The sequence below is a fragment of the Streptococcus sp. SN3 genome, assembly GCF_030439905.1.
This window is the reverse complement of sequence record NZ_JAQFJF010000010.1, coordinates 18,428-42,485: the sequence shown is the minus strand read 5'-3', so window position 1 is coordinate 42,485 and position 24,058 is coordinate 18,428. Positions and strand designations below refer to the sequence as shown.

Below are 24,058 nucleotides of genomic sequence, written 5' to 3'. Positions count from 1 at the left end.
ATTTTATCTACACCATTTTCGTGTATAAAATGAAATAAATTAGACATTGACTTCTAGCAATTTCCTATTTATGTTTTCACCTAAAAATCCATCCCATCCGGATTTGGTGCGCCACCGGCCAAACCGCTGACATTTTTGAGCACTTCCAAATCAGCAGCATCTAACTCGATGCCAAAGCAGTCCAGATTGCTGGCAATCCGGCTCGGAGTGACCGACTTAGGCAGGGGCAGGAAGCCTTCCTGCAAGCTCCAAGCTAGCGCGACTTGGGCAATAGTCTTGCCATACTTGTAAGCCACAGCCTGTACAGCTGGATTTTGGAAGAGCTCCCCTTGTCCAAATGGTCCCCAAGCTTCCAGTAAAATCTCATGCTCACGGCAGAAGTTCACCGCCTCTGTCTGATAAACACCTGGAGCCAGGCGGATTTGATTGATAGCAGGAGTCATGCGCGCTGTTTCAAGCAAGGCTTCTAAGTGATGAGGCAGGAAATTGCTGACGCCAATCGCTCGAATCTTGCCGAGATTATAAAGATCTTCCATAGCCCGCCAGACTTCGGCATTGCGCTTTTTCCAAGCATCGTTTTCCCTCAGGGGTTTGGGATTAGGCCAGTGGATGAGGTATAGGTCCAGATAGTCCAGTCCCAACCGCTCCACTGAGGCAGCAAAGGCCTCTTGAGCCTCCTCATAAGTATGAATGTCATTCCAGAGCTTGGTCGTGATGAAGAGTTCCTCCCGCGGAATGCCGCTGTCCTTGATTGCCCGTCCGACACTCTCTTCGTTCTTATAGATGGCTGCCGTATCAATGTGACGATAGCCTGCCTTAAGAGCGGCTAATGTTGCCTGATAGGCTTCTTCGCCATCCTGAGCCTTCCAAGTACCGAAGCCCAGCACCGGAATGCCAACACCATTGTTCAAAAGATATTCTCTCATCTCATGTCTCCTTTACAAGTTCCATCTACTGCCTTCAGCAAGGCAGCTGCTACAGCAATCACAAGAGCAGAACTGCTCACTTCTTTTCCTTTTTCTTCAGTATTGGCTTGGGTTTAAAGATATTTTCCTTGGTCGGCTCCATGCCTTTACTGAAAAAGCTATAGATAATGAAAGCAACTCCTGCAACAAGGATCAAGATTCGACCAAAGATCAGTCCCGCCAGCAGTAAAACAAGTCCCATTATCAAAAATTTCGCATCAATTCGTTTCATAGCCTACTCCTGTTTACATTATAGTCTCATTATATCACGCCTAAGAAAGCAATTCAAATCTAGGAGAAGGCTATCAAGTAGCTTGACAAGCAAAAAGAACAGGTTTCCCTGCTCTTTCTGAAAAATATAAGGAGACTAATTTAAATACCTGCGGTTCTCATACATGGAATCGTTCTTGACCATCAAGATAAGTAGCTACCAGCTCTAAATCTTTATCTAAAACGATAAAGTCAGCATCGTAGCCTTCCTTGATCTGTCCGCAGACATCATCAATATGGACGGATTTTGCTGGAATCAGGCTAGCCATCATGACTGCCTGATGAGGATTGGCAATGCCCCATTTGACCACATTTTTCAATCCGTCCTTGAGCTTGAGGATAGAGCCAGCTAGATTGCCCGTTGACTTGAGCCGAGCTGTTCCTTCCGCCACAACCACTGGAAATTCTCCCAGCATGTAGTCACCATCTTCAAGACCTCCTGCGGTCATACAGTCAGTAATGAGGGCAATATTTTCATGTCCCTTCTGCTTGAGCAAGATGTCACAGGCCTTAGGGTCCACATGGTGGCCGTCACAAATCAGTTCCGCATAGGTGTGGGGCAACTCATACATGGCACCAACCATGCCTAGCTCCCGATGAGTCAAGCCCCGCATACCATTGTAAGCATGCACCCAGACACTGGCACCTGCTTCGACCGCAGTTTTGGCTTCATCATAGGTTGCGTTAGAGTGCCCCAGAGCAACGGTCACGCCTTCATCAGTCAGCGTGCGGACAAATTCCTCAACGCCATCACGTTCTGGCGCGAGAGCAATTTTATTGAGCAAGCCATTTGCGGCCTTCTGCCAAGCACGAAACTCATTCATGCTAGGATCTTTCATATAGGCCGGATTTTGAGCGCCCTTGTACTTTTCGGTGAAGTAAGGCCCTTCAAAATAGAGACCGCGAATCTTGGCCCCACTGGCTTCTTGATAGCGTGCACCGATATTTTCAGTGACTGCTAAGAGCCGCTCATAGGACGAAGTCAGCGTTGTTGGTAAAAAGCTGGTCACACCGGTAGTCAAGAGACCCTCACTCATGGTATGAAGAGTTCCTTCGATGTTATTATCCATCACATCAACACCGCCGAAGCCGTGAATGTGAGTATCCACCAGACCTGGTGCAATTGAGTAGCCACTGTAGTCTATGACTTCTGCATCCTGTGGGACAGACTGCACCAGCTTGCCAAACTTGCCGTCAATCAGCTCTAAATAACCGCCCTGACGGATTCCCTGAGGATAGAAAAATTGATCTGCTTTAATATATGTAGGCATAAGACTGCCTCCCTTGTCTTGACTTCTGTATTCTCTGCCATTCAAAGCGGAATTCTGTGATAGAGCTAACATCTTTCTATAGCCACTTTCTAACTCCCGCTTTTGAATCTCTGAGTTTTCTTGACTATATTATAACTCTTTCTTTTTTATTTGTAAATGGTATATACCTATTTTTATGAAAAATTGTTATATTAAATTTAAAAATAAGAAAACCCAGCCATGACAGCTGAGTTTCTGCTTTATTTTTTCTCTAAATCGCGCAGCATCTGGTCGATTTTATTGCCATACTCGATGGATTCATCCTTGACAAAGGTCAAATCTGGAATCTTGTACATCTTCAGATTGTGGCCCAGCTCCCGCTTGATGGTACCGGTCGCTTTTTCCAGACCGGTCTGAGCTTTTTGATTATCAGAGGCCAGATTGCTCATAATCGTGTAGTAGACCTTGGCCATGGATAGGTCGCCCAGCATTTGGACATCGGTAATGGTTACTCCCTGTACCCGCGGGTCACGAACTTTCTTCTGCAAAATTTCATTGACTTCGCGCTTGATTTCCATGCCCACACGGTCTGTACGAAAATTATTTGCCATGAGATTTCCTTTCTAATTTTTCTCTTCTGCAATATAAGCTAGGCCTAGCCTAGCTTATATTTTAGTTTTAATGAATGAAATTCGATCTAAACTCTTTGTGAAAAAGATGTGGGACTAAAAATATCAACTTCCACCAAATATGATTTCACTGCGAGTTTTTAACCTACTTCTTATCTTATTTCTTAATTTCTTCCATGATATAAGCTTCGATCGTGTCATCTACTTGGATGTCATTGTAGCCATCAATCATGAGTCCACCTTCACGGCCGTTGGTAACTTCCTTAACATCATCCTTGAAGTGCTTGAGGCTGGCAAGTTCCCCATCGTAAATCACGACGCCGTCACGGATAACACGAACCTTGGAATCACGGGTAACTTTACCGTTGATAACCATAAATCCACCGATAGTACCAACCTTGGAAACCTTGAAGGTCTCGCGGATAAGAGCTTCCCCGATGATTTTTTCTTCGTATTCTGGGTCCAGCATTCCCTTCATGGCATCTTCCATTTCTTCGATAACCTTGTAGATAATGCTGTGGAGACGGATTTCGACATCATCAGCTTCTGCCTGTTGGCGAGCCTGAGATGTTGGACGAACGTTAAATCCGATGATGAAAGCATTTGAAGCTTCCGCCAGTGTCACGTCAGATTCATTGATAGCACCAACCGCTGAGTGGACGATGGTAATCTTAACGCCTTCCACTTCAATCTTCTGTAGGGAAGCAGACAGGGCTTCTACAGAACCTTGCACATCAGCCTTGATGATAACATTGACAGACTTAACTTCACCAGCTTTGAGGGTATCAAAGAGATTTTCCAGACTAACGCGATGAGTAGCTTGACGCTGCTTGAGAAGAGCACGTTTGGCACGTTCTTCACCAGCTGCACGCGCAGCTTTTTCATCTTCATAGACCGCAAAGTGGTCACCAGCCATCGGAGTTTCATTGAGACCAGTGATAGAAACCGGTGTAGATGGTCCTGCCACCTTAACACGACGGCCCAAGTCATTGGTCATAGCCCGAACCCGACCGAAAGTATTACCAACAACGATTGGATCCTGCACATTCAGAGTTCCCTGCTGAACCAGAAGGGTTGCGACAGCACCTTTTCCTTTATCCAGACGGGCTTCAATGACTGTACCAATCGCTCGAACAGTAGGATCTGCCTTGAGCTCTTGAATTTCAGCCACCAAGAGGACTGTTTCTAGCAAGCTGTCGATATTTTGATTGAATTTCGCTGAGATTTCAACAAATTCAGAATCTCCGCCCCAAGCTGTTGACATGACACCATGCTCAGCCAATTCACCAATCACGCGCTCAGGATTCGCTCCCGGCTTATCAATCTTGTTGATAGCTACGATGATTGGGACATCAGCGGCTTTGGAGTGGTTGATAGCTTCGATCGTTTGCGGCATAACACCATCATCAGCTGCCACGACCAGAATAGTGATATCCGTAACAGAGGCACCGCGAGCCCGCATAGAAGTAAAGGCCGCGTGTCCAGGCGTATCCAAGAAAGTAATCTTCTTGCCGCTTTCCTCAATCTGGTAAGCACCGATGTGCTGAGTGATACCACCTGCTTCGCCTGTTGCTACGCGAGAGTTACGCAGGGTATCCAAGAGGGTTGTTTTACCATGGTCAACGTGTCCCATGATGGTTACAACCGGTGGACGCTCTACCAAGGCATCTTGGTTGATATAACCTTCTTCTACGAAGAAGCGCTCAATGTCAGCTGTGTCAACTTCCACCTTCTTCTTAGCTTCGATACCGTAGTCCACCATAAGGAGTTCAATAGTATCGCCGTCAAGAGATTGGTTTTGCGTTGCCATCACGCCCATCATAAAGAGTTTCTTGACAATTTCAGCTGGTTCGCGCTTGATCCGTTTTGCAATTTCTGCAACGGTCATTCCGTCTGTATATTCAAATTCAGTTGGCAACTCATGGAACTTACGTTCTGTAACAGGTTTTGGTGCCTGATTATTGTTGCCCTTTCCTTTTTTATTTTTCTTGTTTTTATTCCAATTACTATTTCTTTGATTTCTCACTTGATTTTGACTGCTTCGATTCTTTTGTTGTTTTCTTGGACCTTCTTCTTCGCGATCAAAATCATCGCGCTTCTTATCTGGTCGAGCTTGCTTCTTACGACGCGTATCCACGGCGGCTGGAGCTGGGCTTGGATTCGCTGCTGGTGCAGATGGAGCTGGTGCAGGCTGAACTGGTGCACTTGCTTCTGCCTTAGGCTGCTCCTTGCGGCGATTTTGCCGTTCCAACACTTCTTTAGCTTCTTGTGCTTGCTTAAAGCGTTCCTCGCTGGAGCGAGCGTATTCAGCATTCTGCTCTGCTTTCAAAGCTGCTGCTCGGGCCTTAAAGTCAATCTTTGGTCCTTGAGGCTGTTGGCGGTTTTGACCGTTAAATCCTTGATGATTCTGACCATTGCGGCGGCCATCTTGACCACGATTATCGCGACGGTCATTTGGACGATTGCCCCTATCTCGGTCGTTGCGGTTTCCGCGATTCTTATTTCGATTATCACGGTCCTCACGCTTGCCTTGCTCTTTATTTTGTGGTTTGCGGTTGCCTTGCTGCTTCCGACGCTCTGCCTCTTCCTTGGCTCTCGCTTCACGTTCTGCCTTAAAGTTCCGGCTTTGCGGGCGCTTGACTGGCGCTACCGTTTCTGCTTTCGCTTCTGGCTGAGCTGCTGCTTTTGCTTCTGTCTGTTCTGCCTTGACTGGTGCCGCCTCTTTGGCAGGAGTTTTTTTCGGTGATGGTTGGGCTGCTACAGGCTTTTCTGCAGCAGCTTGAGGTGCGGCTGCTTTTGTAAAGCTGGATTTGATTCGCTCACCAGCGTCAGCTTCTACGCTGGATGAATGACTTTTGACATCCAGTCCCAGCTCCTTAGCACGAGCCACTACCTCCTTGCTTTCTTTTCCCAGTTCTTTGGCGATTTCATACAATCTTACTTTAGACAAATCTTGTCCTCCTCTTCTATTACATAAGAGACCTCATTTTCTTTGTAAAACCAGCATCCGTCACGGCAAGCACTTTTCTGGCCTTGCCAATGGCAGAGCTTAATTCCAGTGTTGAAAACACGGTTGATACTTCTACTTGGTAGTAACGACTTTTATCAGTGATTTTCTTGCTGAGATTAGGAGCTGCATCCTGGGCCAAAAAGACCAGATGCGCTTTTCCCTCCTGAATAGCCTTGACGGTCAGCTCCTCACCAGAAATGATGCGGCCAGCCCGCTGAGCCAGTCCCAGCAAATTTGCAAGTTTCTCTTTATTCAAGACCTAACTCTCTTCTTTTGACCTTATGATCGACATAAGCGATTAATTCATCATAGAAAGCCTCATCCACTTCCATACTGAAGCTGCGGTTAAAGATCCGCTTCTTCTTAGCTTGAAGGGCTTCTTGATTGTCCAGCTTGATATAGGCTCCACGGCCGTTTGCCTTGCCTGTCGGATCGATAAAGACTTGACCTTCCTTGTTCTTGACAATCCGCAATAAATCGCGCTTGTCAATCACTTCGTTGGACACCACTGATTTTCTTAAAGGGATTTTTCTTGTTTTTGCCATTCCAGCCCCCTTAATCTAGTTCTTCAGCTTCGCTTTCTAAACCAGCTGTTTCCAGTACAGTTTCCTCTGCAGCTGCGTCAAAGTCTATTGCTTCTGCTGATGAAACTTCTGTCTCTAGAACATCTGCATCCGCAAGAATTTCTTCTGCTTCCTGAGCAAATCCGCCCAGTTCATTGGCTGCTTCCATTTCTTCAAACTCTGTGGCAGACTTGATATCGATTCTAAAGCCTGTCAAATGAGCTGCTAAGCGTACGTTCTGTCCGCGACGACCGATAGCCAGAGAAAGCTTGCTGTCCGGTACGACAACCAAAGCCCGCTTGTTATCTTCTTGGTTAAAGATAACTTGGTCAACTTCTGCAGGAGCAATAGCGTTGTAGATAAACTCAGCTGGATCTGCTACCCACTCGATGACGTCGATATTTTCTTCAGTCGGTACCATACGCCCGCTCTTCGGATCGTATTTAGCAGGATGGAACTTGCTAGTAATTTTCTTGATATTAGCTCCACCGCGTCCGACGATTGTACCGATGGCATCCACATTAGGATTGTGACTGCGAACGGCTACCTTAGTCCGATCGCCTGCTTCCCGTGACACGCTCATGATTTCCACAGTTCCGTCATATACTTCAGGGATTTCTTGCTCCATCAAGCGCTTGATCATTTCTGGATGGCTGCGACTTACAAAGACATTGACACCGCGAGGATTGTCTTCTACTTTGTAGACAAAGACTTCGATGCGGTCATGAGAGGCAAAGACCTCACCAGGAATCTGATCTTGTTTCGATAGCTGCGCTTCAATGCTGCCAAGATTGACATAGATAAAGCGATTGTCAAAGCGCTCCACCGTCCCGCTCATGATTTCATTTTCATGTTCTTTGTAGGTATTGTAAGTGATAGCGCGAGTTTGTTTGCGCATCTTTTCCATGATGGTTTGCTTGGCAGACTGAGCTGCTACGCGGCCAAATTCAGCTGGCGCTTCTTCAAATTTGATCTTATCTCCTAATTCATAGGCTGAACTGATAGTCAAGGCATCTTTGAGACTGATTTCCAAACGGCTGTCAAAGACCTCGTCCACGACTTCGCGAACAGTATAGACACGGAAATCTCCTGACTTTTCGTCAAACTCAATAGCTGCGCTGTCTGCCTGACCATAGCGACGACGATAGGCTGAGCGGAGTGACTCAGTCACTGCGTCAATGATATCTTCTTTCTTGATTCCTTTGTCTTCTTCCAAAATGCGGAAGGCCTCTAGCATTTCTTTACTCATTTTCATGTGACTTTTGCCGAAACAAAAGTGTTCCTTTCTTTTCTATATTGCTTCTGCGGCTAAAACTTAACGGCTAATCTGGCTTTGGAAACCAGACTGTAGGGAATTTCGACTTCTTTTCTGCGAGTCTTGTCCAGATATTCCATGTGCAGAACTTCCTCTTCAAAGCTCAGCAAGGTGCCTTCAAAGACTTTCTGCTTGTCAACAGCCTTATAGAGACTAACATGGATATAACTGCCGACTGCATCAGCTAGCTGTTCCTTGGTCTTAAGCGGGCGCTCCAAGCCAGGACTGGTCACTTCCAGAAAATACTGTTCTGGGAAGGGATCTGGCTTGATTTGATCCAAGAGCGGACTGATAATATCCGTCAAATCCGCTGTATCATTGACCGTAATGCCCTCAGGTTTATCTACAAAGACACTGAGAACGTAGTCCCCGCCCATCTTTCCGTACTCAATATCGACTAATTCATAGGGGGCCAAAATGGCTGGTTCAATAACCTCCCTCACCAATTCAACAATCGTTGCGATATGACGACACCTCCTCACAGATAAGAGGCGAAGATACTTCCTCGCCTCTCTTTCCTTATTCATTATTAGTATTATAGCACGACAAGTCCCAGAATGCAAGGGAAATATGCTGTACAAGCTTTTAAAGACGGAATCCCACTTAAAACGATCTTATTTTTAAGCAAAATTCTTTCCTAATAATAAAGTCTTCAAGGAGTATTTCCTAGAAGACTCTTTCTTATTCAAACGCTGCTTCCACCCGATAGATGACTTGTCCCTTGTTAGCAAATTTCTGCTCATACTCAGTCAGGACATTGTCTTCAAAGTCGCTGGCATGCAAGTCTAACCACACGCCCTTTAACTTCATACCATACTGCGAAAAGCTTACTAAGCTATACTCAAAAAGACCACGATTGTCCGTTTTGAAGTGGATTTCTCCATTTTCCGGCAAAATCTGCTGATAGGTCGCCAGAAAGGACTGATAGGTCAGACGGCGCTTTTCATGGCGTTTCTTGGGCCAAGGATCCGAGAAGTTCAGATAGAGGCGGTCAATCTCGCCATCTTCAAAATAATCAGTCAGATCCGAACCGTCCACCCATAGCAACTTGATATTGGGCACACCTGTTGCTAGCACTTTGTCCAAGGCATAGCTGAGAACCGATTTCTGGATATCAATCCCGATGTAGTTGATCTCCGGATTGGCCTTGGCCATACCGGATACAAAAGCTCCTTTACCGCTGCCAACCTCTACATGAATGGGATGGTCATTGCCAAAAATCTCCTGCCATCTGCCCTTGGCGTCTGCCGGATTTAAAATCACATACTGGGGATGCGCCTCTAGCAGTTCCGTCGCTCCCTTACGATTCCTTACTCTCATTGTCCTCTTCCGTATTTGGAACGGAAGTTTCGTAATGCGTAAATCTCCCGGTTCACATTTTCTAAATCATTGTTTTCATAGTATTTGGCAATCTGCATCAGATAAGAATACTGACCAAACCAATATAGCTTATTGAAAACAGTCTGATTATACTTATAGCCATAAGCACTCAGCCACTCTTGCCAGCCTGAATCAGGCACATAATGGCTCAGAATATGAGCTACATCCATCATCCTGTCTGTCAGGCGCACAGAATCCCAATCCACCAAGTAAATAAGCCCGCTGTCGGTCTCTACCCAGTTGCTGTGGCGCACATCTCCGTGAACGATGGTGGCATAGTCCTCACGAAAGGCCGGCACAGTCTGGCGTAGGTCGCGGATAACTGATTGCAGATATTGATTATTCCTCAAAGCAAGCGGAACTTGATTGAGCCATGCATTCAGCAAATCAGTTGGCGTTTCCAAAGTATAGCCCAGCTTGGTCAGCTGCGTCATCAATGGGCGCGAGCGATGCAGCCGAGTCAAAATATTGATTACCTGCTTTTTGGACATATCATTTGGGGTCAGAATAGTGCCTGAAAGCCACTCCTGCCCGCTCATTACGTTGCCGTCCGGCATCCGGCGGCTCCACAAAAGCTGCGGTGCGATTTGTTCTCGAGCTAAGCCTGCTAAGATAGGGGTTGTATTCATCTTGACGAAAACGCGCCCCCCGTCCGGATAAGTCCCCATATAGGCCTTTCCGCTCTTACCAGCTATCGGTGTCAGGGTCAGCTCGTTATCAACCAAGTCCATGTTTCCCCTCCGTAAAAAGTTTCTTTATCATTTTACTAGTTTTACCTCTTTTAGTCAACCAATCTCCGTAACTTAAACGGCAGATAGAACAGATAGAGTAGGGCAGTTGCTCCCAGCATAGCCAGCACTGCTGTCTTGTCTTGGAGAAATAGCAGAGCAGTCATCACTTCAGCTAAAAGGACACTGCTGCCAATAGATGTGATAATTTGTCTTGCTCCCTTCAGCTTTTCCCCTCTTTCTATCGGAAAAAGCTGGGTCAAAAACTGATAATCAAAAGCTTCGTACAAGGCTGTCAATTGGAAGAGCAAGAGGTAATTGAACAAGATCGCAAAAGCTGCAGCAATCCAAGCTTGACTGACAAAAATCAAGGCCAAAAGAGCCAAAAAGAGCAGTCTCAAGGTCAGAGCAAAGAAGTCTCCATTTCGCAAGTAAGAGCGCAAAAAGAGATTCTGCCAGGTCTTACTATGCTGCTTGCCCACAAGTCTCGTCAAACCATCCAGATAGGCCCGGCGCTTGACACTGTTTGAAATGCCTTTAACATTTGTAAATAGAGCAAAGAAGCGCAGAATCGTCTGCTTTCGGGCTGCTTCATAAGCTACCAGAGCCTGCCAATCTAAGCCATTTTGAGTAAAGAACTTCTTGGCCTTAGCCTGAAACAAAAACCATTTCAAAACTAGCATAAAGATGCAGTAGAGCCCGAAGCCCCAAATAGGCAATCCCAGAGCCAGAAAAAGCGGAGCTAACAGTAGCAATAGCCCAGTCTGTAAGACTGCGTACAAGAGATAGGAACGCAGAATCTGAGCCTTGATAAAAGTCCTGACTTCTGCTTCTCTGACCAAGAGAAAGAGAGCATCCGGCTTTTCCAGATAGGTCGCAATCCGTCCAAAAGGCAGGATAAAGACCGATAGAATAACCAGACTGGCAATAATGGGTAGGTGATTGGTCGGAAAATGCCGCAAAAGCTGACTGTACTGAACACCTAAAAATCCCATAAAAATCAGCAGAAAGAGCACGAAATGATCATTAAAAACATAACGCAGGTATTTCAAACATTGCTGACGAAAATCCTGCTTTCGTTTAGCAAATAATTCTTTCATAGCGCTGCCTCTTCTGTCAGGGCTAGATAGATGTCATTCAGACTAGCATCCGGCATTTGGAATTGAGCACGCAACTCAGTCAAGCTGCCCTTGGCCCGTACTTGACCCTTGTGCAGAATTACAAAACTATCGCACATCTTCTCAGCAGAGTCCAGAACATGGGTGCTCATCAGAATCGACTTGCCCTTCTTCTTTTCCTCATCCAAGAGCTGGATAAGGTCTGCAATTGCTACCGGATCCAGACCCAGAAAAGGCTCATCTACAATAAAAAGGCTGGGATCAACTACAAAAGCACAGATAATCATCACTTTTTGCTTCATCCCTTTTGAAAAGTGAACAGGGAACCAATCTAATTTTTCCTTGAGTCGGAACATTTCCAACAACTTATCCACACGCTCAAAAGCTGTCTCCTGCTCAATGTCGTAAGCCATAGCTACCGTCTCAATGTGCTCGCGCAGGGTCAATTCTTCATAGAGACTAGGCGTTTCCGGAATGAAACCGATTTTCTTGCGGTAATCGCTGGGATTGTTCCTCAGCTCCAGCCCATCAATTTGAATCTGCCCCTTATAAGGTGTCAGAAGACCAATAATCTCATTGATAGTCGTGGACTTGCCCGCACCGTTGAGACCGATCAGACCAACCAACTGGCCATTGCCCACTTCAAAGCTGACATCCTTTAAAACCGGGATATTAACATAGCCGCCCGTAAGCTCTTTGATTTCTAACATATTTTCTCCGAATTCTGGTATAATGGTTCTTATATTATAACAAAATCTAGCGAATAGAGGTACCATTTATGGCTGATTGTATTTTTTGTAAAATTATTGCCGGAGAAATCCCTTCTTCTAAAGTCTATGAAGACGAGAAAGTCCTTGCTTTTCTGGATATTTCCCAGGTAACACCAGGTCATACCTTGGTTGTCCCTAAAGAGCATTTCCGAAATGTGCTGGATATGGATGCCGACAGCACCAGTCAGCTCTTCGCTCGCGTACCTGACATTGCTCGAAAGGTGATGAAAGCCACAGGTGCAGCTGGTATGAATATCATCAACAACAACGAAGAAATTGCTGGACAGACTGTCTTTCACACTCATGTGCATTTGGCACCGCGCTACAGTGATGCAGATGACCTCAAGATTACTTTCGCAGCCCACGAACCAGACTTTCCAGCTCTGGCCGAATTAGCTGAAAAGATTGCACAAGCTTAAGGAGGGAATATGAAACTTTCAAATATTTTCCTATTTATCGGTGCCGCAGCAGCCAGTTACAAACTGGTTGAAAACCGACAAAAAATTCAAGAAGAAATCATTGAAACAACAGATAGTCTAGACAAAGTAAAGGACAGTCTAGCAAATATTCAACGAAATATTGCCATCATTCAAGAGCAAAAAGAGCAAGTCAAAGACATCGCTCAAGATCTTACTTATAAATATAAAGTCCTTGAAAACCAAGCTCAAGTGCAGATCCAGCAAGTCAAAGACATCTGGGAAAAGTACGAGTCTTGATAGAGAAAAGGTGGTTGATAGGGAAACAAAAACTCCAATCCGCTACCGCGTCAAGAACCTCCTGTCATTACCAAAAGAGGCCGAGACATTTTGTCCCGGCCTCTTTTTATATTTAACTTTCTACTCTGTAGTCGCATTGACTACTGGCTGACTTTGTGGGGTGCTGACACTGACATCTGCAGCTGGGGCAGAGGAAGCTGCTGGAGCAACCGGAGTCGTATTCGTAGTTCCAACTGTTGTATCTGTCGTCGGATAAGAATAATTCTCATAACCATTATTATAAGTAGGCTGACTATAAGAATTCTGGTAACTGCTATAGCTTTCTGTACTGCTAGATGTACTACTGCTATTGCTGCTTCTTAGACTATTGCCACCCATAATATCTTCATAGAGAACAGCATTGGTCTTCAGACTCTTAACTGTGTCCAAGCCCAGAGACTTGCGGATTAGATTCTGCATGCTCAGCAGATGCTCTGACGTCACTAGCTGATAGCTTCCACCATCAGGCAAGGTCGCATCTTCTCCACGCAGCTGCTCAGACTTAATGTTTTTAAAGGCGTCTTTATAGCCTAACAATTGAGGAATGCTTTTTGAATCAAGCGCGATATTAGTCTGCATATTGTTGCTGACAGCTTTTAAAATAGTCTGATAACGGCTGAGACTGTTGAGACTAAGAACTTTTTCAACCACTTTCTCAATTACTTCACGTTGACGCTTTTGGCGGCCATAGTCGCTATCTGGATCCTGATAGCGCATGCGAGCATATACCAGCGCTTGATCACCATTGATTTTTTGCTTGCCAGGTTCCACCTTGGCAGTATACTCAGGCTCATTATCTTCAATAGAAATTGGGAAGTCAAAGGTATTATTGACCTCAATACCACCTACTGCATCTACTAACTGAACCAAGCCCTGCATATTAATCATCACATAGCGGTCGATGTGGATATTCATCAAGCCCTCAATAGTCGAAATGGCTAACTCTGCTCCGCCTGTCGCATAGGCAGCATTCAGCTTGGCTTCAACTGTCTGACCGTTTTCGTCAATCTGAGTCAGAATATCACGTTCCAAACTCATCATGACTGTTTTCTTGGTCTTAGGATTGACACTCAGGAGAATCATGGTATCGCTGTTCCCGACCCAAGTATCCTCGCGGGATCCGCTCCCTGTATCTACACCCATCAGCAAGATAGTCATGGGCTTAGTTGCAGAAATAACATCTGTCTCATTTCCCAAACCCTTATAAGTCTTGGACAGTTCATCTGTTGACTGACCATAAATCGTCCAAGCATAAGTACCGATACCAGCTGTCGTTACGACAAGGAGACTGAGAAACATCATTATAATCTTTTTAAACATATCTTTTTTAGTCTATCAGCTTACCCATCAGGTAAACATCAAGAAATATCCCTTCTTTTAAATAGGCTCCTCTTTTTTGTAAGCCTTCAATTTCAAATCCTAAATCTTTATAGAGGTGAACTGCTCGTTCATTTCTAACCTGAACGCTCAATTCCAAACGTCTAATAACTTGAGAATCTTCTGCCCAAGTCAATGCCTCTTCCAGCAATATGCGTCCCAGTCCTTGGTTCCAGAAAGCTTTCTTCACTACAACAAAGACTTGACCAATATGGCGAATTCGCTCATGAAAATCGGCCGTGATGCTGACAAGGCCAGCAATCTTACCATTCAAAAGCGCCAACAGATAAAGCTGATTACTGGAAGCAGCCTGATGCTCAATGAATGAAGCCATCTCCTCTTGATTCATCAAGATTCCAGCCTCATCCAGCGTCATATAATCTGACTCAGACCCGACCTGATTGAGGAAGGCAATCAGATCAGCAGCATCTGTTTTTTCCGCTTCTCGCAAGCATAATTCATATTCAGTCATTCTGCAGTTCCTCAAGCAACTCTTGGGCTCGCTTTCCTTTGGCTTCAAAAACCAATTCACGCCCGTCTTCCTTTTTCAAGAGGCTTAATTTGAGATAGTCTTCAGGTAGATTTTCTCCTAGCAGCTCTCCCCATTCAATGACCGTCACACCCTCCCCGAAGAGAAAGTCATCCAAATCAATGGAATCTGGATCGCCTCCGATGCGGTAGACATCCAGATGATAGAGCGGCAAGCGCCCCTCGTATTCCCGAACAATGGTATAGGTTGGACTTTTAATCATCTGACTGATGCCCAAACCTAGAGCCAGACCCTTAGTAAAGGTTGTCTTCCCTGCTCCTAAATTTCCCGTTAAAACCAGTACGTCCCCTGCCTGAAGCAATTTGCCCAGACGCTGACCCTGCTGGATTAATTCTTCCTCATTATGACTAAACATTCTCTTATTATACCAGAAAAAAATTTTTTCTGCTTAATTTTGCAAAAGAAAAATCAGCCAGGAAAAGCTGATTTTTTATACTGAAAATATAAGCTATCCAAACTTTACTAGACACAAGGAAATCCAGCAATGTTTAGACCTAATTTAAAGCCAAATTTACGAAATTCAAAATAAAGAGAAAATCCAAAATCCAAATCATAGAATGCACATCCTTAGCTTGACCTTTGAAGATTTTGACCAAGGTGTAGGTAATAAACCCAGCTGCTATCCCGTGAGTGATAGAATAGGCAAATCCCATAAAAATAGAAGTAAAGAAAGCTGGAATGGCTTCTGTCATATCATCCCAATGGATATTTTTTAAGCTAGCCAGCATCATAATCCCCACGATAATGAGAATCGGTGCAGTTGCAGCATTAGGAACAATAGCCAAGAGTGGGCTAAAGAAGCTTGACACCGCAAAGCAGATGGCTACGACCAAGGCGGTCAGACCTGTTCGGCCTCCAGCTCCGATACCAGCTGCAGACTCCACATAAGTCGTCACATTAGAAGTTCCAGCAATGGCGCCAATAGAGGTTCCGATGAGATCCGAGTAAAGAGCCTTATCCAAACCTTCTGATTCATGGTTTTCCCCTGAAGTTGCTACAATTCCAACCTTTTCACCTGTACCAATTAAGGTACCAATGGTATCAAAAATATCTGTCAAGGAGAAAGCCAGAATAGCCATAAATGTCTGAGGCCAGCGACCCGAATCTGCTAAGAGGGCACCCAGACCTTTCGGACCTACTGCCACCCCAAAAATCTGTCCCAATTCACTGACAGCAGTGCCAATGTTATTCTGCCCAAAGTCAATTGCTGACAAATCAACCAAGCCAACCAGAATAGCTACCACTGTCGTGACCAGAATAGATAGGATAACACCACCCTTGATATTTTTCACGATAAAGAAGATTGTGATGGCCAAACCGACTAAGGCTACGATGACAGCTGGATTGTTAAAGTCTACCAGACCGGGAGTTGCTGCCGAATTAGCCGTGATAACCGCTGCAGCCTTATCTGCTCCCTTACCAGCTACTGTATAATTGCCTGGATCGATTGAAAACTTTAGCAAGCCAGCATTTTTAATACCTACATAGGCCAGAAAGACCCCGATCCCTGCTGAAATAGCTGCGCGCAAGGAGCCTGGAATTGACTCAATGATCATCTTACGCACCTTGGTCAGAGTGATAATGAGCGAAATAATCCCACAGATAAAGACCATAGCCAAGGCTTCCTGCCAAGTGTAGCCCAAGGCAAAGACGACCGTAAAAGTGAAAAAGGCATTCAACCCCATGCCCGGTGCCTGCGCATAAGGCAGATTGGCAAAGAAAGCCATCATCAAGGTACCTGCAACAGCCCCGATAATCGTAGCTAGGAAAACACCCTGTTTGGGCATACCTGTCTGAGCCAGCATAGCCGGATTGACAAATAAAATGTAGGACATAGCAAAGAAAGTCGTCAGACCAGCCAAAACCTCTGTCCGGACATCTGTCCCTTTTTCGGTCAGTTTGAAAAATTTATCCATTTTTCAACAAATCTCCTTTTGAGTAAAATTTCTAATATCTAGTTCAAAAAACAAAGAAAAACAGATTGAATTTCGTTTATTTGCGAACGATAATTTAAATTATAATAAAAAACATTCACTTTTTCAAGATGAATGTCTCGCTTTTCTTATTTTTTATTATCTCTCATCAGAAATACTAAACTCATAAACTGCAAAAAAGTAAAACCAAGAATGAAAGGCAGACGATCAGGCTGCAAAGTTTGCAAGAGCTTCTCTACAACCAGCTGAGGATGAAGCAATAAATCCCAGCTATTGAGGCGATCATAACGTCCTATGTAGATAGCCAGACTGGACACAGCCGACAGAGCTGTCGTCAGCAATAGATCCAAATACCAGTTAAGTTTCCAACGCTCCTTGATGACATACCAACTCTCCATACCACAGAAAATCCCGAATAAAATACTGGAAACAAAAGCTAAAAAGAGCAGGAAAACACTTGGCTTACTCAGAACATCTGCCACCCAAGTCATATGAATCAAATCTGTAATCATATAGAAAGTGTTGGGGAAGAAAAGCAACCACAAGAGGAAAAGAAGAGGATAAGCCCACTTCTGCTTCTTGAATAAAAGCGTCAAGACAGCTGCATCATAGCTGATTAAGGCCAAGGTCATATTCCAGATGAGATAGGTCGGACCGCCATTTAGAGATTGGATATAGATAAAAAAGGCAATCATCAGAAAAAGAGCATGAATCATGATCGGTTTACGCATACGAAAAGCTCCTCCTTGCTGTGTCATAATTGTGGCTGACTAGAGCACCATTATAACATAAGTCGTGTTATTTACACTGAATTCTGTTATAATAGTCTGTATTATCACTGAAAAGAGACTCACATGACAAAAAAAGTAATCGCTGTGGACTTGGACGGAACCTTGCTGGATTCTAACAGCAATTTATCTGACTTCACCAAAGAAACCATCAAAAAAATTTCCCAAAAGGGCCACAAGGTCATTATCACAACAGGCCGGCCCTACCGCATGGCTTTGAAATATTATAAAGAATTAGAGCTCAATACGCCCATGATCAACTTCAATGGCTCTTTGACTCACATTCCAGAAAAGAAATGGGACTTTGAAAAATCGCTGACGCTGGATAAGTCCTTTCTGCTGGATATGGTTAAGCGCAGGGATGAGATTGAAGCTGATTTCATTGCCGGCGAATACCGCAATAAATTCTATATCACCAATCCCAACGAGGAAATCGCTGATCCCAAGCTCTTTGGCATCGATGCTTTCAAACCAGAAAACCAGTTTCAAGCCAATTTGGTAACGGAGAATCCTAACGCCATTCTCCTGCAGACGCGAGCAGCTGACAAATATGCTCTGGCTGAGGAAATGAATGCTTTTTACCAGCATGAACTTTCCATCAACTCTTGGGGCGGACCACTCAACATTCTCGAGTGTGCTCCCAAAGGGGTCAACAAAGCCTTCGCCCTTCAGTACCTGCTTAATGTTCTCAATGTGGATCGCAAAAATCTGATTGCCTTTGGCGATGAGCAAAATGATACTGAGATGCTGTCCTTTGCTGGCACCGGCTATGCTATGAAAAATGCCAATACTGACCTGCTGCCCTACGCCGACCAGCAATTATCTTTGACCAATGACCAAGATGGCGTCGCCCACGAGCTCAACAAACTATTTTTATAAAAGTAGACAATTTGGCAAACTCTGTTTGAGAGTTTGTCTTTTCTTTTTTGTCTTCTCTCAACCTCAATCATGCTCGAAAGCTTTAAAAATCGGAGCTTATCCGCCGTATCATAGTTTTAAAGGTTACTTCTGCTTGAAATTGTAAGCGTTTGCTATTTGTTTGAGTTTGTGATATAATTAACATAATCAAAAACTAAATAACAGGAGGAAATTACTTATGAAAGCAGTTGTTGTAAATCCAGAAGGAACCAATGTCCAACTCATCGAAAATAAGGAACTTCGTCCTCTTGAAACAGGGGAAGCTCTCGTTGACATTGAATACTGCGGTGTCTGCCATACAGACCTTCACGTCGCGCATGGTGACTTTGGCAAGGTACCGGGCCGCGTTCTAGGACATGAAGGTATTGGTATTGTCAAAGAAATCGCTCCAGATGTAAAAAGCCTCAAAGTCGGAGACCGCGTCAGTGTCGCTTGGTTCTTTGAAGGCTGCGGCGCTTGTGAATACTGTACAACTGGCCGCGAAACCCTTTGCCGTACAGTAAAAAATGCTGGTTATTCTGTTGACGGTGGGATGGCAGAGCAATGTATCGTTACAGCCGACTATGCTGTCAAAGTTCCAGAAGGACTGGATCCTGCCCAAGCTTCTTCTATCACTTGTGCCGGTGTAACTACCTACAAGGCTATCAAAGAAGCCCAGCTGCAGCCAGGCCAATGGACAGTAATCTTTGGAGCAGGTGGTTTGGGTAACCTAGCGGTTCAATATGCCAAGAAAGTCTTTAATGCCCATGTAGTCGCTGTTGATATCAACAATGACAAGCTCGCTCTGGCCAAAGAAGTTGGTGCTGACATCGTCATCAACGGTCATGAAGTTGAAGATGTCGCTGCTCTTATCCAAGAAAAAACTGGCGGTGCTCATTCTGCCGTAGTAACAGCCGTTTCTAAAGTTGCCTTCAACCAAGCTGTTGACTCTGTTCGTGCTGGCGGTCGGGTAGTTGCCGTTGGATTACCATCTGAAATGATGGATCTCAGCATTGTCAAAACAGTTTTAGATGGCATTCAAGTCATCGGTTCCCTCGTTGGTACACGTAAGGACTTGGAAGAAGCCTTCCAGTTTGGTGCTGAAGGATTAGTGGTTCCTGTCGTTAAAAAACGCCCTGTTTCAGATGCAGTGGATGTCTTTGACGAAATGGAAGCGGGTACCATTCAGGGACGTATGGTCCTTGACTTCACACACTAATACTTTAAAGCATTTCAGTCCCAACATTTACCAAGCTCTTGGAAACATATGATGGGCAGACTTAATATTATTAGAAACTTTTGCCATTATAGATGGAGGCTAAAGACATAAGATGCGAATTCTTGTCTTTGGTCCTCCTCTTTCTTTTTTGATAAATAAACACTTTCTCAAACAAAATTCTCTTCTGTCATTTCAAAAGTCTCTTTCATATTATTTCAACGTTTTTTCATATATTAATCTGTTTTATTTTCTGTTTTCCTAATTTATTAAAACATTTCTATAGCTAAGGTTTGCTTATACCTATATTTATCAGGGTTCCAGCAAATACTGACATTTTTGAAAGAAAAAGTCGTTTTTAGGAACAAACGCTTGCATTTTTCATGAAAACGTTTTATAATAAACTTGCCTTAAAGTTTTCTTAAAACTTAAGTCAAACATTTTATAAGGAGGAATGTCAATAATGAGTATCGGAATCATTATTGCTAGCCACGGTGAATTTGCTGCTGGTATTCATCAATCAGGTTCTATGATTTTCGGTGAGCAGGAAAAAGTACAAGTTGTAACTTTCATGCCCAACGAAGGACCAGATGATCTCTATGCAAAGTTCAATGACGCTGTGGCTTCGTTTGATGCGGACGATGAAGTGTTGGTCTTGGCTGACCTTTGGAGTGGCTCTCCATTCAACCAAGCTAGCCGTGTCATGGGTGAAAATCCTGACCGCAAGTTCGCTATCATTACAGGCTTGAACCTGCCTATGCTGATTCAAGCTTATACAGAAAGGATGATGGATGCCAACGCCGGCGTTGAAGCTGTTGTTGCTAACATCATCAAAGAAGCTAAGGAAGGAGTCAAAGCTCTGCCTGAAGAGCTGAACCCTGCTGCTGAAGAAGCAAATGCTCCTGCTGCAGCTGCTCCAGTTGCCCAAGCAGCTATCCCTGAAGGGACTGTAATCGGCGACGGCAAGCTCAAAATCAACCTTGCCCGGATCGACACACGTTTGCTGCACGGTCAGGTAGCAACAGCTTGGACACCAGATTCAAAAGCAGATCGTATTATCGTTGCCTCTGACTCAGTAGCTCAAGATGAACTTCGTAAAGAATTGATCAAGCAAGCTGCACCAGGTAATGTCAAAGCCAATGTTGTCCCAATCGACAAATTGATTGCCGTTTCAAAAGACCCTCGCTTTGGCAACACACATGCCTTGATTCTGTTTGAAACTCCTCAAGACGCCCTTCGTGCTGTTGAAGGCGGTGTGCCAATCAAGACCCTTAATGTTGGTTCCATGGCTCACTCAACTGGTAAAACGATGGTCAACAACGTACTGTCAATGGACAAGGAAGACGTTGCCACTTATGAAAAACTGCGCGACCTTGGCGTTGAATTCGACGTACGTAAAGTACCAAATGACTCTAAAAAAGATTTGTTTGATTTGATTAAGAAAGCCAACGTGCAGTAGAATCAAACGTTTTGCTTTTATTAATTTACGAAAGGATTTAGAACATGTCTATTATTTCTATGGTTTTAGTAGTCTTTGTTGCCTTCTTAGCTGGTCTAGAAGGTATCTTGGACCAATTCCAATTCCACCAACCGCTGGTTGCTTGTACCTTGATTGGACTGGTAACTGGTAATTTGGCAGCCGGTGTTATGCTGGGTGGCTCTCTCCAGCTGATCGCTCTTGGCTGGGCTAATATCGGAGCTGCTGTAGCACCTGATGCTGCCCTCGCTTCTGTTGCCGCTGCCATCATCATGGTACTGGGTGGAGACTTTTCAAGCAAAGGAATCGCTGTAGCACAAGGTGTTGCTATTCCACTTGCTGTTGCTGGTCTCTTCTTGACTATGATTGTCCGTACTTTGTCAGTCGGTTTGGTTCACGGTGCAGATGCTGCTGCGAAAAAAGGAGACATTAAAGGAGTTGAACGCGCTCACTTTATCGCTCTCTTCATGCAAGGAGCACGTATTGCTATCCCGGCAGCACTTCTTTTGATGATTCCAGCTGAGTCTGTTAAATCTGCTCTTGAAGCTATGCCAGCTTGGCTATCAGAAGGTATGCAAATTGGTGGTGGTATGGTCGTAGCCGTTGGTTATGCCATGGTTATCAACATGATGGCAACTCGTGAAGTATGGCCATTCTTCGCTATTGGTTTCGCTTTGGCTGCTGTCAGCGAACTCACTCTGATTGCCCTCGGTGCAATTGGTGTCGCTATTGCCCTCATCTACCTTGCCTTGTCTAAAAAAGGTGGAAATGGTGGTGGCGGAGCAACAGCTTCATCTAACGATCCAATCGGCGACATCCTAGAAGACTACTAAGAAAGGAGACACACTATCATGACAGAATTAAATACTGTAAAACCTGATGAGTCAGGAAAATTGACTCTTTCAAAGGCTGACCGTCAAAAAGTTTGGTGGCGTTCTACTTTCTTGCAAGGTTCTTGGAACTACGAACGTATGCAAAACTTGGGCTGGGCTTATTCACTGATTCCAGCTATTAAGAAACTTTATACTAAAAAAGAAGATCAAGCTGCTGCTCTTGAGCGTCACTTGGAATTCTTCAACACTCACCCATATGTTGCAGCTCCAATCATCGGAGTTACACTTGCGCTTGAAGAAGAAAAAGCAAATGGTGCAGCAATTGACGATGCGGCTATTCAAGGGGTTAAAATCGGTATGATGGGACCTCTGGCTGGTATCGGAGACCCTGTCTTCTGGTTCACAGTTCGTCCTATCCTTGGAGCACTTGGGGCATCTCTTGCTTTGACTGGAAATATCATTGGGCCACTTATCTTCTTCTTAGCTTGGAATGCTATCCGGATGGCTTTCCTCTGGTACACACAAGAATTGGGCTACAAGGCCGGTTCTGAAATCACTAAAGACATGTCTGGTGGTATCCTCCAAGACATTACTAAAGGTGCTTCAATCCTAGGTATGTTTATCTTGGCTGTTCTGGTTGAGCGCTGGGTATCTATTAAGTTTGTCTTTAACGTTTCATCTGTTAAGCTAGATGATAAAGCATATATCCATTGGGACAAATTATCTAGTGGCTATAAGGGTATCCAAGAAGCCTTTGCTCAAGTAGGTCAAGGACTATCTCAAACCCCTGAAAAAGTTACAACTTTCCAACAAAACTTGGATTCCTTGATTCCTGGTTTGATGGGACTACTTCTAACTTTCGCTTGTATGTGGTTGCTTAAGAAGAAAGTATCCCCTATCACTATCATCATCGCCCTCTTTGTAGTAGGTGTACTAGCTCACGTTGCTGGTTTGATGTAATCAAAAAGAAGGTTTCGGCCTTCTTTTTATTGTGGTATAATAGCTATATTATCTATATTATCTAAAAGGGAGTTACTCTATGGCACAGTCACAAAACAAAACAGTTGAGTTTAATACTACTGGCGTATCCTATCTTGGATTAGGCGGAAAGGTTGGGAAATTTTTAATCGGCGAGACAGCTCTGGAGTTTTACGCTGATGCCAATGTAGAAGATTATATTCAGCTGCCTTGGACTAGCATCACTACTATCGGTGCTAATGTTTCTGGCAAGAAAGTCAGCCGCCATTTTGAAATCTGGACTGACAAAGGAAAGTTTCTCTTTGCCTCCAAAGACTCTGGCAAGATTCTCAAAATTGCGCGAGAACATATTGGCAACGACAAGGTCGTTAGATTGCCGACTCTGTTACAAAAAATTGCTGGAATCTTTAAGAAGAAAAAATAGGGTTGAAAAAGTTTCAACCTTATTTTTCTATTTTCGACTAAGACAAAAGCTGCTTGTATCAGCAAAATGGAGCTAGCACAAAAAATTGAAAAGTTAAACAATCTGAGAATGCACTATTTCAGCCCCTTGAAATGATAGGGTGGGGTAAGCTGACATTATCAATGCAAGACCGCATCATTAGATTTTCAAAAAAGATAAACATCAGCTAAATTTTTCTCGAAAGTCCATGTCTTGACACCTTCAACATCACGGACATCTAGCTGTTTAAATCCGTTCTTTTTGTAAAAACGACAGTTGCTTTCTGTATGAGTAATCAAAGTAAGCCGCTGGCATTTCTCTTCTTTTGCAAGCAACTCAAGTCCCTTTGAGATAAAAAGACCGCCAACTCCCTGTCCTTGATAATCAGGCAGCACACCCAGTAGTTCAAGATAAAGAGTTGAAACACTCCTTTTCTTAGCTTCTTTACTGCCCTCCCCAAAGACTTTTTGAAAAGCTAAAAGTTGAGGAATATATTTCCACATCCTCCATGCTCCTGCCCGCAAAAAGGAAAGCATACCGACAGGATGGTTACCGAGCTTATGAATGGTAGCGACCGCCATAAGACGCCCGTCCATTTCAGCAAGCAGACAAATATGATGACGCATCGCTGCCTTAACCATAACTGCATGCAATCTATTTAGAAAATCAATATAAGACTGGCTGCTGCCAAAGAGAGGGCGGAATTTTTCTCTATAGACCTCATGCTCAGCAAAAGCAGCAGTTAAAACTGAGACTGCAGCAGCAAGATCCCTTTCATCTGCTCTTCTAAAACGAATCATGATAACTACCTCT

Annotated in this window: 27 protein-coding genes; 8 read left to right on the top strand and 19 right to left on the bottom strand. The window is 44.3% G+C overall.

The genetic code is table 11. The features are described 5' to 3' along the window. Window positions 1-80: 80 nt before the first annotated feature. The 13 genes from PCY71_RS13650 to PCY71_RS13590 form a co-directional block, all read right to left on the bottom strand. Window positions 81-926, bottom strand: a complete 846-nt coding sequence (locus PCY71_RS13650) for an aldo/keto reductase (protein WP_048773531.1) — start codon at window positions 924-926, stop codon at window positions 81-83. A gap of 76 nt (window positions 927-1,002) precedes the next feature. Then, complete coding sequence (locus PCY71_RS13645) at window positions 1,003-1,197, bottom strand: hypothetical protein (protein ID WP_002903311.1); 195 nt, start codon at window positions 1,195-1,197, stop codon at window positions 1,003-1,005. Window positions 1,198-1,354: 157 nt separating this feature from the next. Continuing rightward, on the bottom strand, window positions 1,355-2,506 hold the full coding sequence (gene nagA, locus PCY71_RS13640) for an N-acetylglucosamine-6-phosphate deacetylase (RefSeq protein WP_032909589.1): 1,152 nt from the start codon (window positions 2,504-2,506) through the stop codon (window positions 1,355-1,357). A 239-nt stretch (window positions 2,507-2,745) separates the two neighbouring features. Then, window positions 2,746-3,096 (bottom strand): 30S ribosome-binding factor RbfA, encoded by a 351-nt coding sequence (rbfA, locus tag PCY71_RS13635; RefSeq protein ID WP_002893555.1) that lies wholly within the window; start codon window positions 3,094-3,096, stop codon window positions 2,746-2,748. A gap of 175 nt (window positions 3,097-3,271) precedes the next feature. Next, window positions 3,272-6,064: a translation initiation factor IF-2 gene (infB, locus tag PCY71_RS13630; RefSeq protein ID WP_002920084.1), complete on the bottom strand. Its 2,793-nt coding sequence runs from the start codon at window positions 6,062-6,064 to the stop codon at window positions 3,272-3,274. Between the two features lie 19 nt (window positions 6,065-6,083). Continuing rightward, window positions 6,084-6,380 carry a YlxQ-related RNA-binding protein gene (locus PCY71_RS13625; protein WP_002893557.1) on the bottom strand — a complete coding sequence of 99 codons (297 nt, stop codon included), beginning with the start codon at window positions 6,378-6,380 and terminating at the stop codon, window positions 6,084-6,086. Then, on the bottom strand, window positions 6,373-6,669 hold the full coding sequence (locus PCY71_RS13620; RefSeq protein ID WP_301412769.1) for a YlxR family protein: 297 nt from the start codon (window positions 6,667-6,669) through the stop codon (window positions 6,373-6,375). Before PCY71_RS13620 ends, PCY71_RS13625 begins: the two co-directional genes overlap by 8 nt. A gap of 10 nt (window positions 6,670-6,679) precedes the next feature. Continuing rightward, window positions 6,680-7,936 carry a transcription termination factor NusA gene (gene nusA, locus PCY71_RS13615; RefSeq protein ID WP_301412781.1) on the bottom strand — a complete coding sequence of 419 codons (1,257 nt, stop codon included), beginning with the start codon at window positions 7,934-7,936 and terminating at the stop codon, window positions 6,680-6,682. A gap of 59 nt (window positions 7,937-7,995) precedes the next feature. After that, complete coding sequence (rimP, locus tag PCY71_RS13610) at window positions 7,996-8,484, bottom strand: ribosome maturation factor RimP (protein ID WP_032911855.1); 489 nt, start codon at window positions 8,482-8,484, stop codon at window positions 7,996-7,998. 199 nt (window positions 8,485-8,683) lie between these two features. Beyond that, window positions 8,684-9,322, bottom strand: coding sequence for a tRNA (guanosine(46)-N7)-methyltransferase TrmB (gene trmB / locus PCY71_RS13605; protein ID WP_301412768.1), 639 nt, complete (start codon window positions 9,320-9,322; stop codon window positions 8,684-8,686). After that, on the bottom strand, window positions 9,319-10,113 hold the full coding sequence (gene ccrZ, locus PCY71_RS13600; protein ID WP_002893562.1) for a cell cycle regulator CcrZ: 795 nt from the start codon (window positions 10,111-10,113) through the stop codon (window positions 9,319-9,321). Before ccrZ ends, trmB begins: the two co-directional genes overlap by 4 nt. A gap of 50 nt (window positions 10,114-10,163) precedes the next feature. After that, window positions 10,164-11,210, bottom strand: a complete 1,047-nt coding sequence (locus PCY71_RS13595) for an ABC transporter permease (RefSeq protein ID WP_125337798.1) — start codon at window positions 11,208-11,210, stop codon at window positions 10,164-10,166. After that, window positions 11,207-11,938 (bottom strand): ABC transporter ATP-binding protein, encoded by a 732-nt coding sequence (locus tag PCY71_RS13590; RefSeq protein WP_301412767.1) that lies wholly within the window; start codon window positions 11,936-11,938, stop codon window positions 11,207-11,209. The genes PCY71_RS13595 and PCY71_RS13590 overlap by 4 nt, the downstream gene beginning before the upstream one ends. Before the next feature lie 68 nt (window positions 11,939-12,006). On the opposite strand from PCY71_RS13590, the gene PCY71_RS13585 reads away from it, so the two are divergent. Both PCY71_RS13585 and PCY71_RS13580 read left to right on the top strand, forming a co-directional pair. Then, window positions 12,007-12,417 (top strand): HIT family protein, encoded by a 411-nt coding sequence (locus PCY71_RS13585; RefSeq protein WP_002893566.1) that lies wholly within the window; start codon window positions 12,007-12,009, stop codon window positions 12,415-12,417. Window positions 12,418-12,426: 9 nt separating this feature from the next. Continuing rightward, complete coding sequence (locus PCY71_RS13580; protein WP_002896907.1) at window positions 12,427-12,714, top strand: hypothetical protein; 288 nt, start codon at window positions 12,427-12,429, stop codon at window positions 12,712-12,714. Between the two features lie 120 nt (window positions 12,715-12,834). Here the strand turns inward: PCY71_RS13580 and PCY71_RS13575 are convergent, their stop codons facing one another. From PCY71_RS13575 to PCY71_RS13555, 5 genes are all read right to left on the bottom strand, one after another. Next, complete coding sequence (locus PCY71_RS13575) at window positions 12,835-14,073, bottom strand: LCP family protein (protein ID WP_004185534.1); 1,239 nt, start codon at window positions 14,071-14,073, stop codon at window positions 12,835-12,837. A gap of 7 nt (window positions 14,074-14,080) precedes the next feature. Beyond that, window positions 14,081-14,602, bottom strand: coding sequence for a GNAT family N-acetyltransferase (locus tag PCY71_RS13570; RefSeq protein ID WP_004185532.1), 522 nt, complete (start codon window positions 14,600-14,602; stop codon window positions 14,081-14,083). Then, window positions 14,595-15,035, bottom strand: coding sequence for a tRNA (adenosine(37)-N6)-threonylcarbamoyltransferase complex ATPase subunit type 1 TsaE (gene tsaE, locus PCY71_RS13565; protein ID WP_004185531.1), 441 nt, complete (start codon window positions 15,033-15,035; stop codon window positions 14,595-14,597). The genes PCY71_RS13570 and tsaE overlap by 8 nt, the downstream gene beginning before the upstream one ends. A gap of 139 nt (window positions 15,036-15,174) precedes the next feature. Next, window positions 15,175-16,596, bottom strand: a complete 1,422-nt coding sequence (locus PCY71_RS13560; RefSeq protein WP_301412766.1) for an NCS2 family permease — start codon at window positions 16,594-16,596, stop codon at window positions 15,175-15,177. Window positions 16,597-16,742: 146 nt separating this feature from the next. Further along, window positions 16,743-17,372 (bottom strand): DUF1361 domain-containing protein, encoded by a 630-nt coding sequence (locus PCY71_RS13555; protein WP_002920095.1) that lies wholly within the window; start codon window positions 17,370-17,372, stop codon window positions 16,743-16,745. A 96-nt stretch (window positions 17,373-17,468) separates the two neighbouring features. Here PCY71_RS13555 and PCY71_RS13550 point away from each other — a divergent pair, with 96 nt between their 5' ends. The 6 genes from PCY71_RS13550 (at window position 17,469) to PCY71_RS13525 (ending at window position 23,227) form a co-directional block, all read left to right on the top strand. Next, the gene (locus PCY71_RS13550; protein WP_002901352.1) at window positions 17,469-18,281 is read left to right on the top strand and encodes a Cof-type HAD-IIB family hydrolase; all 813 of its coding nucleotides are present in this window, start codon (window positions 17,469-17,471) and stop codon (window positions 18,279-18,281) included. A 217-nt stretch (window positions 18,282-18,498) separates the two neighbouring features. Further along, on the top strand, window positions 18,499-19,518 hold the full coding sequence (gene adhP, locus PCY71_RS13545) for an alcohol dehydrogenase AdhP (RefSeq protein WP_002916361.1): 1,020 nt from the start codon (window positions 18,499-18,501) through the stop codon (window positions 19,516-19,518). Between the two features lie 460 nt (window positions 19,519-19,978). Beyond that, window positions 19,979-20,974, top strand: coding sequence for a PTS sugar transporter subunit IIB (locus tag PCY71_RS13540; RefSeq protein WP_002893577.1), 996 nt, complete (start codon window positions 19,979-19,981; stop codon window positions 20,972-20,974). A gap of 44 nt (window positions 20,975-21,018) precedes the next feature. Further along, complete coding sequence (locus PCY71_RS13535; protein WP_002893578.1) at window positions 21,019-21,825, top strand: PTS mannose/fructose/sorbose transporter subunit IIC; 807 nt, start codon at window positions 21,019-21,021, stop codon at window positions 21,823-21,825. A gap of 18 nt (window positions 21,826-21,843) precedes the next feature. After that, on the top strand, window positions 21,844-22,785 hold the full coding sequence (locus PCY71_RS13530; protein ID WP_002893579.1) for a PTS system mannose/fructose/sorbose family transporter subunit IID: 942 nt from the start codon (window positions 21,844-21,846) through the stop codon (window positions 22,783-22,785). 79 nt (window positions 22,786-22,864) lie between these two features. Next, window positions 22,865-23,227 (top strand): DUF956 family protein, encoded by a 363-nt coding sequence (locus tag PCY71_RS13525; RefSeq protein WP_002920098.1) that lies wholly within the window; start codon window positions 22,865-22,867, stop codon window positions 23,225-23,227. A gap of 185 nt (window positions 23,228-23,412) precedes the next feature. On the opposite strand, the gene PCY71_RS13520 is transcribed toward PCY71_RS13525, so the two are convergent. Further along, window positions 23,413-24,045, bottom strand: coding sequence for a GNAT family N-acetyltransferase (locus PCY71_RS13520; protein ID WP_301412765.1), 633 nt, complete (start codon window positions 24,043-24,045; stop codon window positions 23,413-23,415). Between the last annotated feature and the right edge of the window lie 13 nt (window positions 24,046-24,058).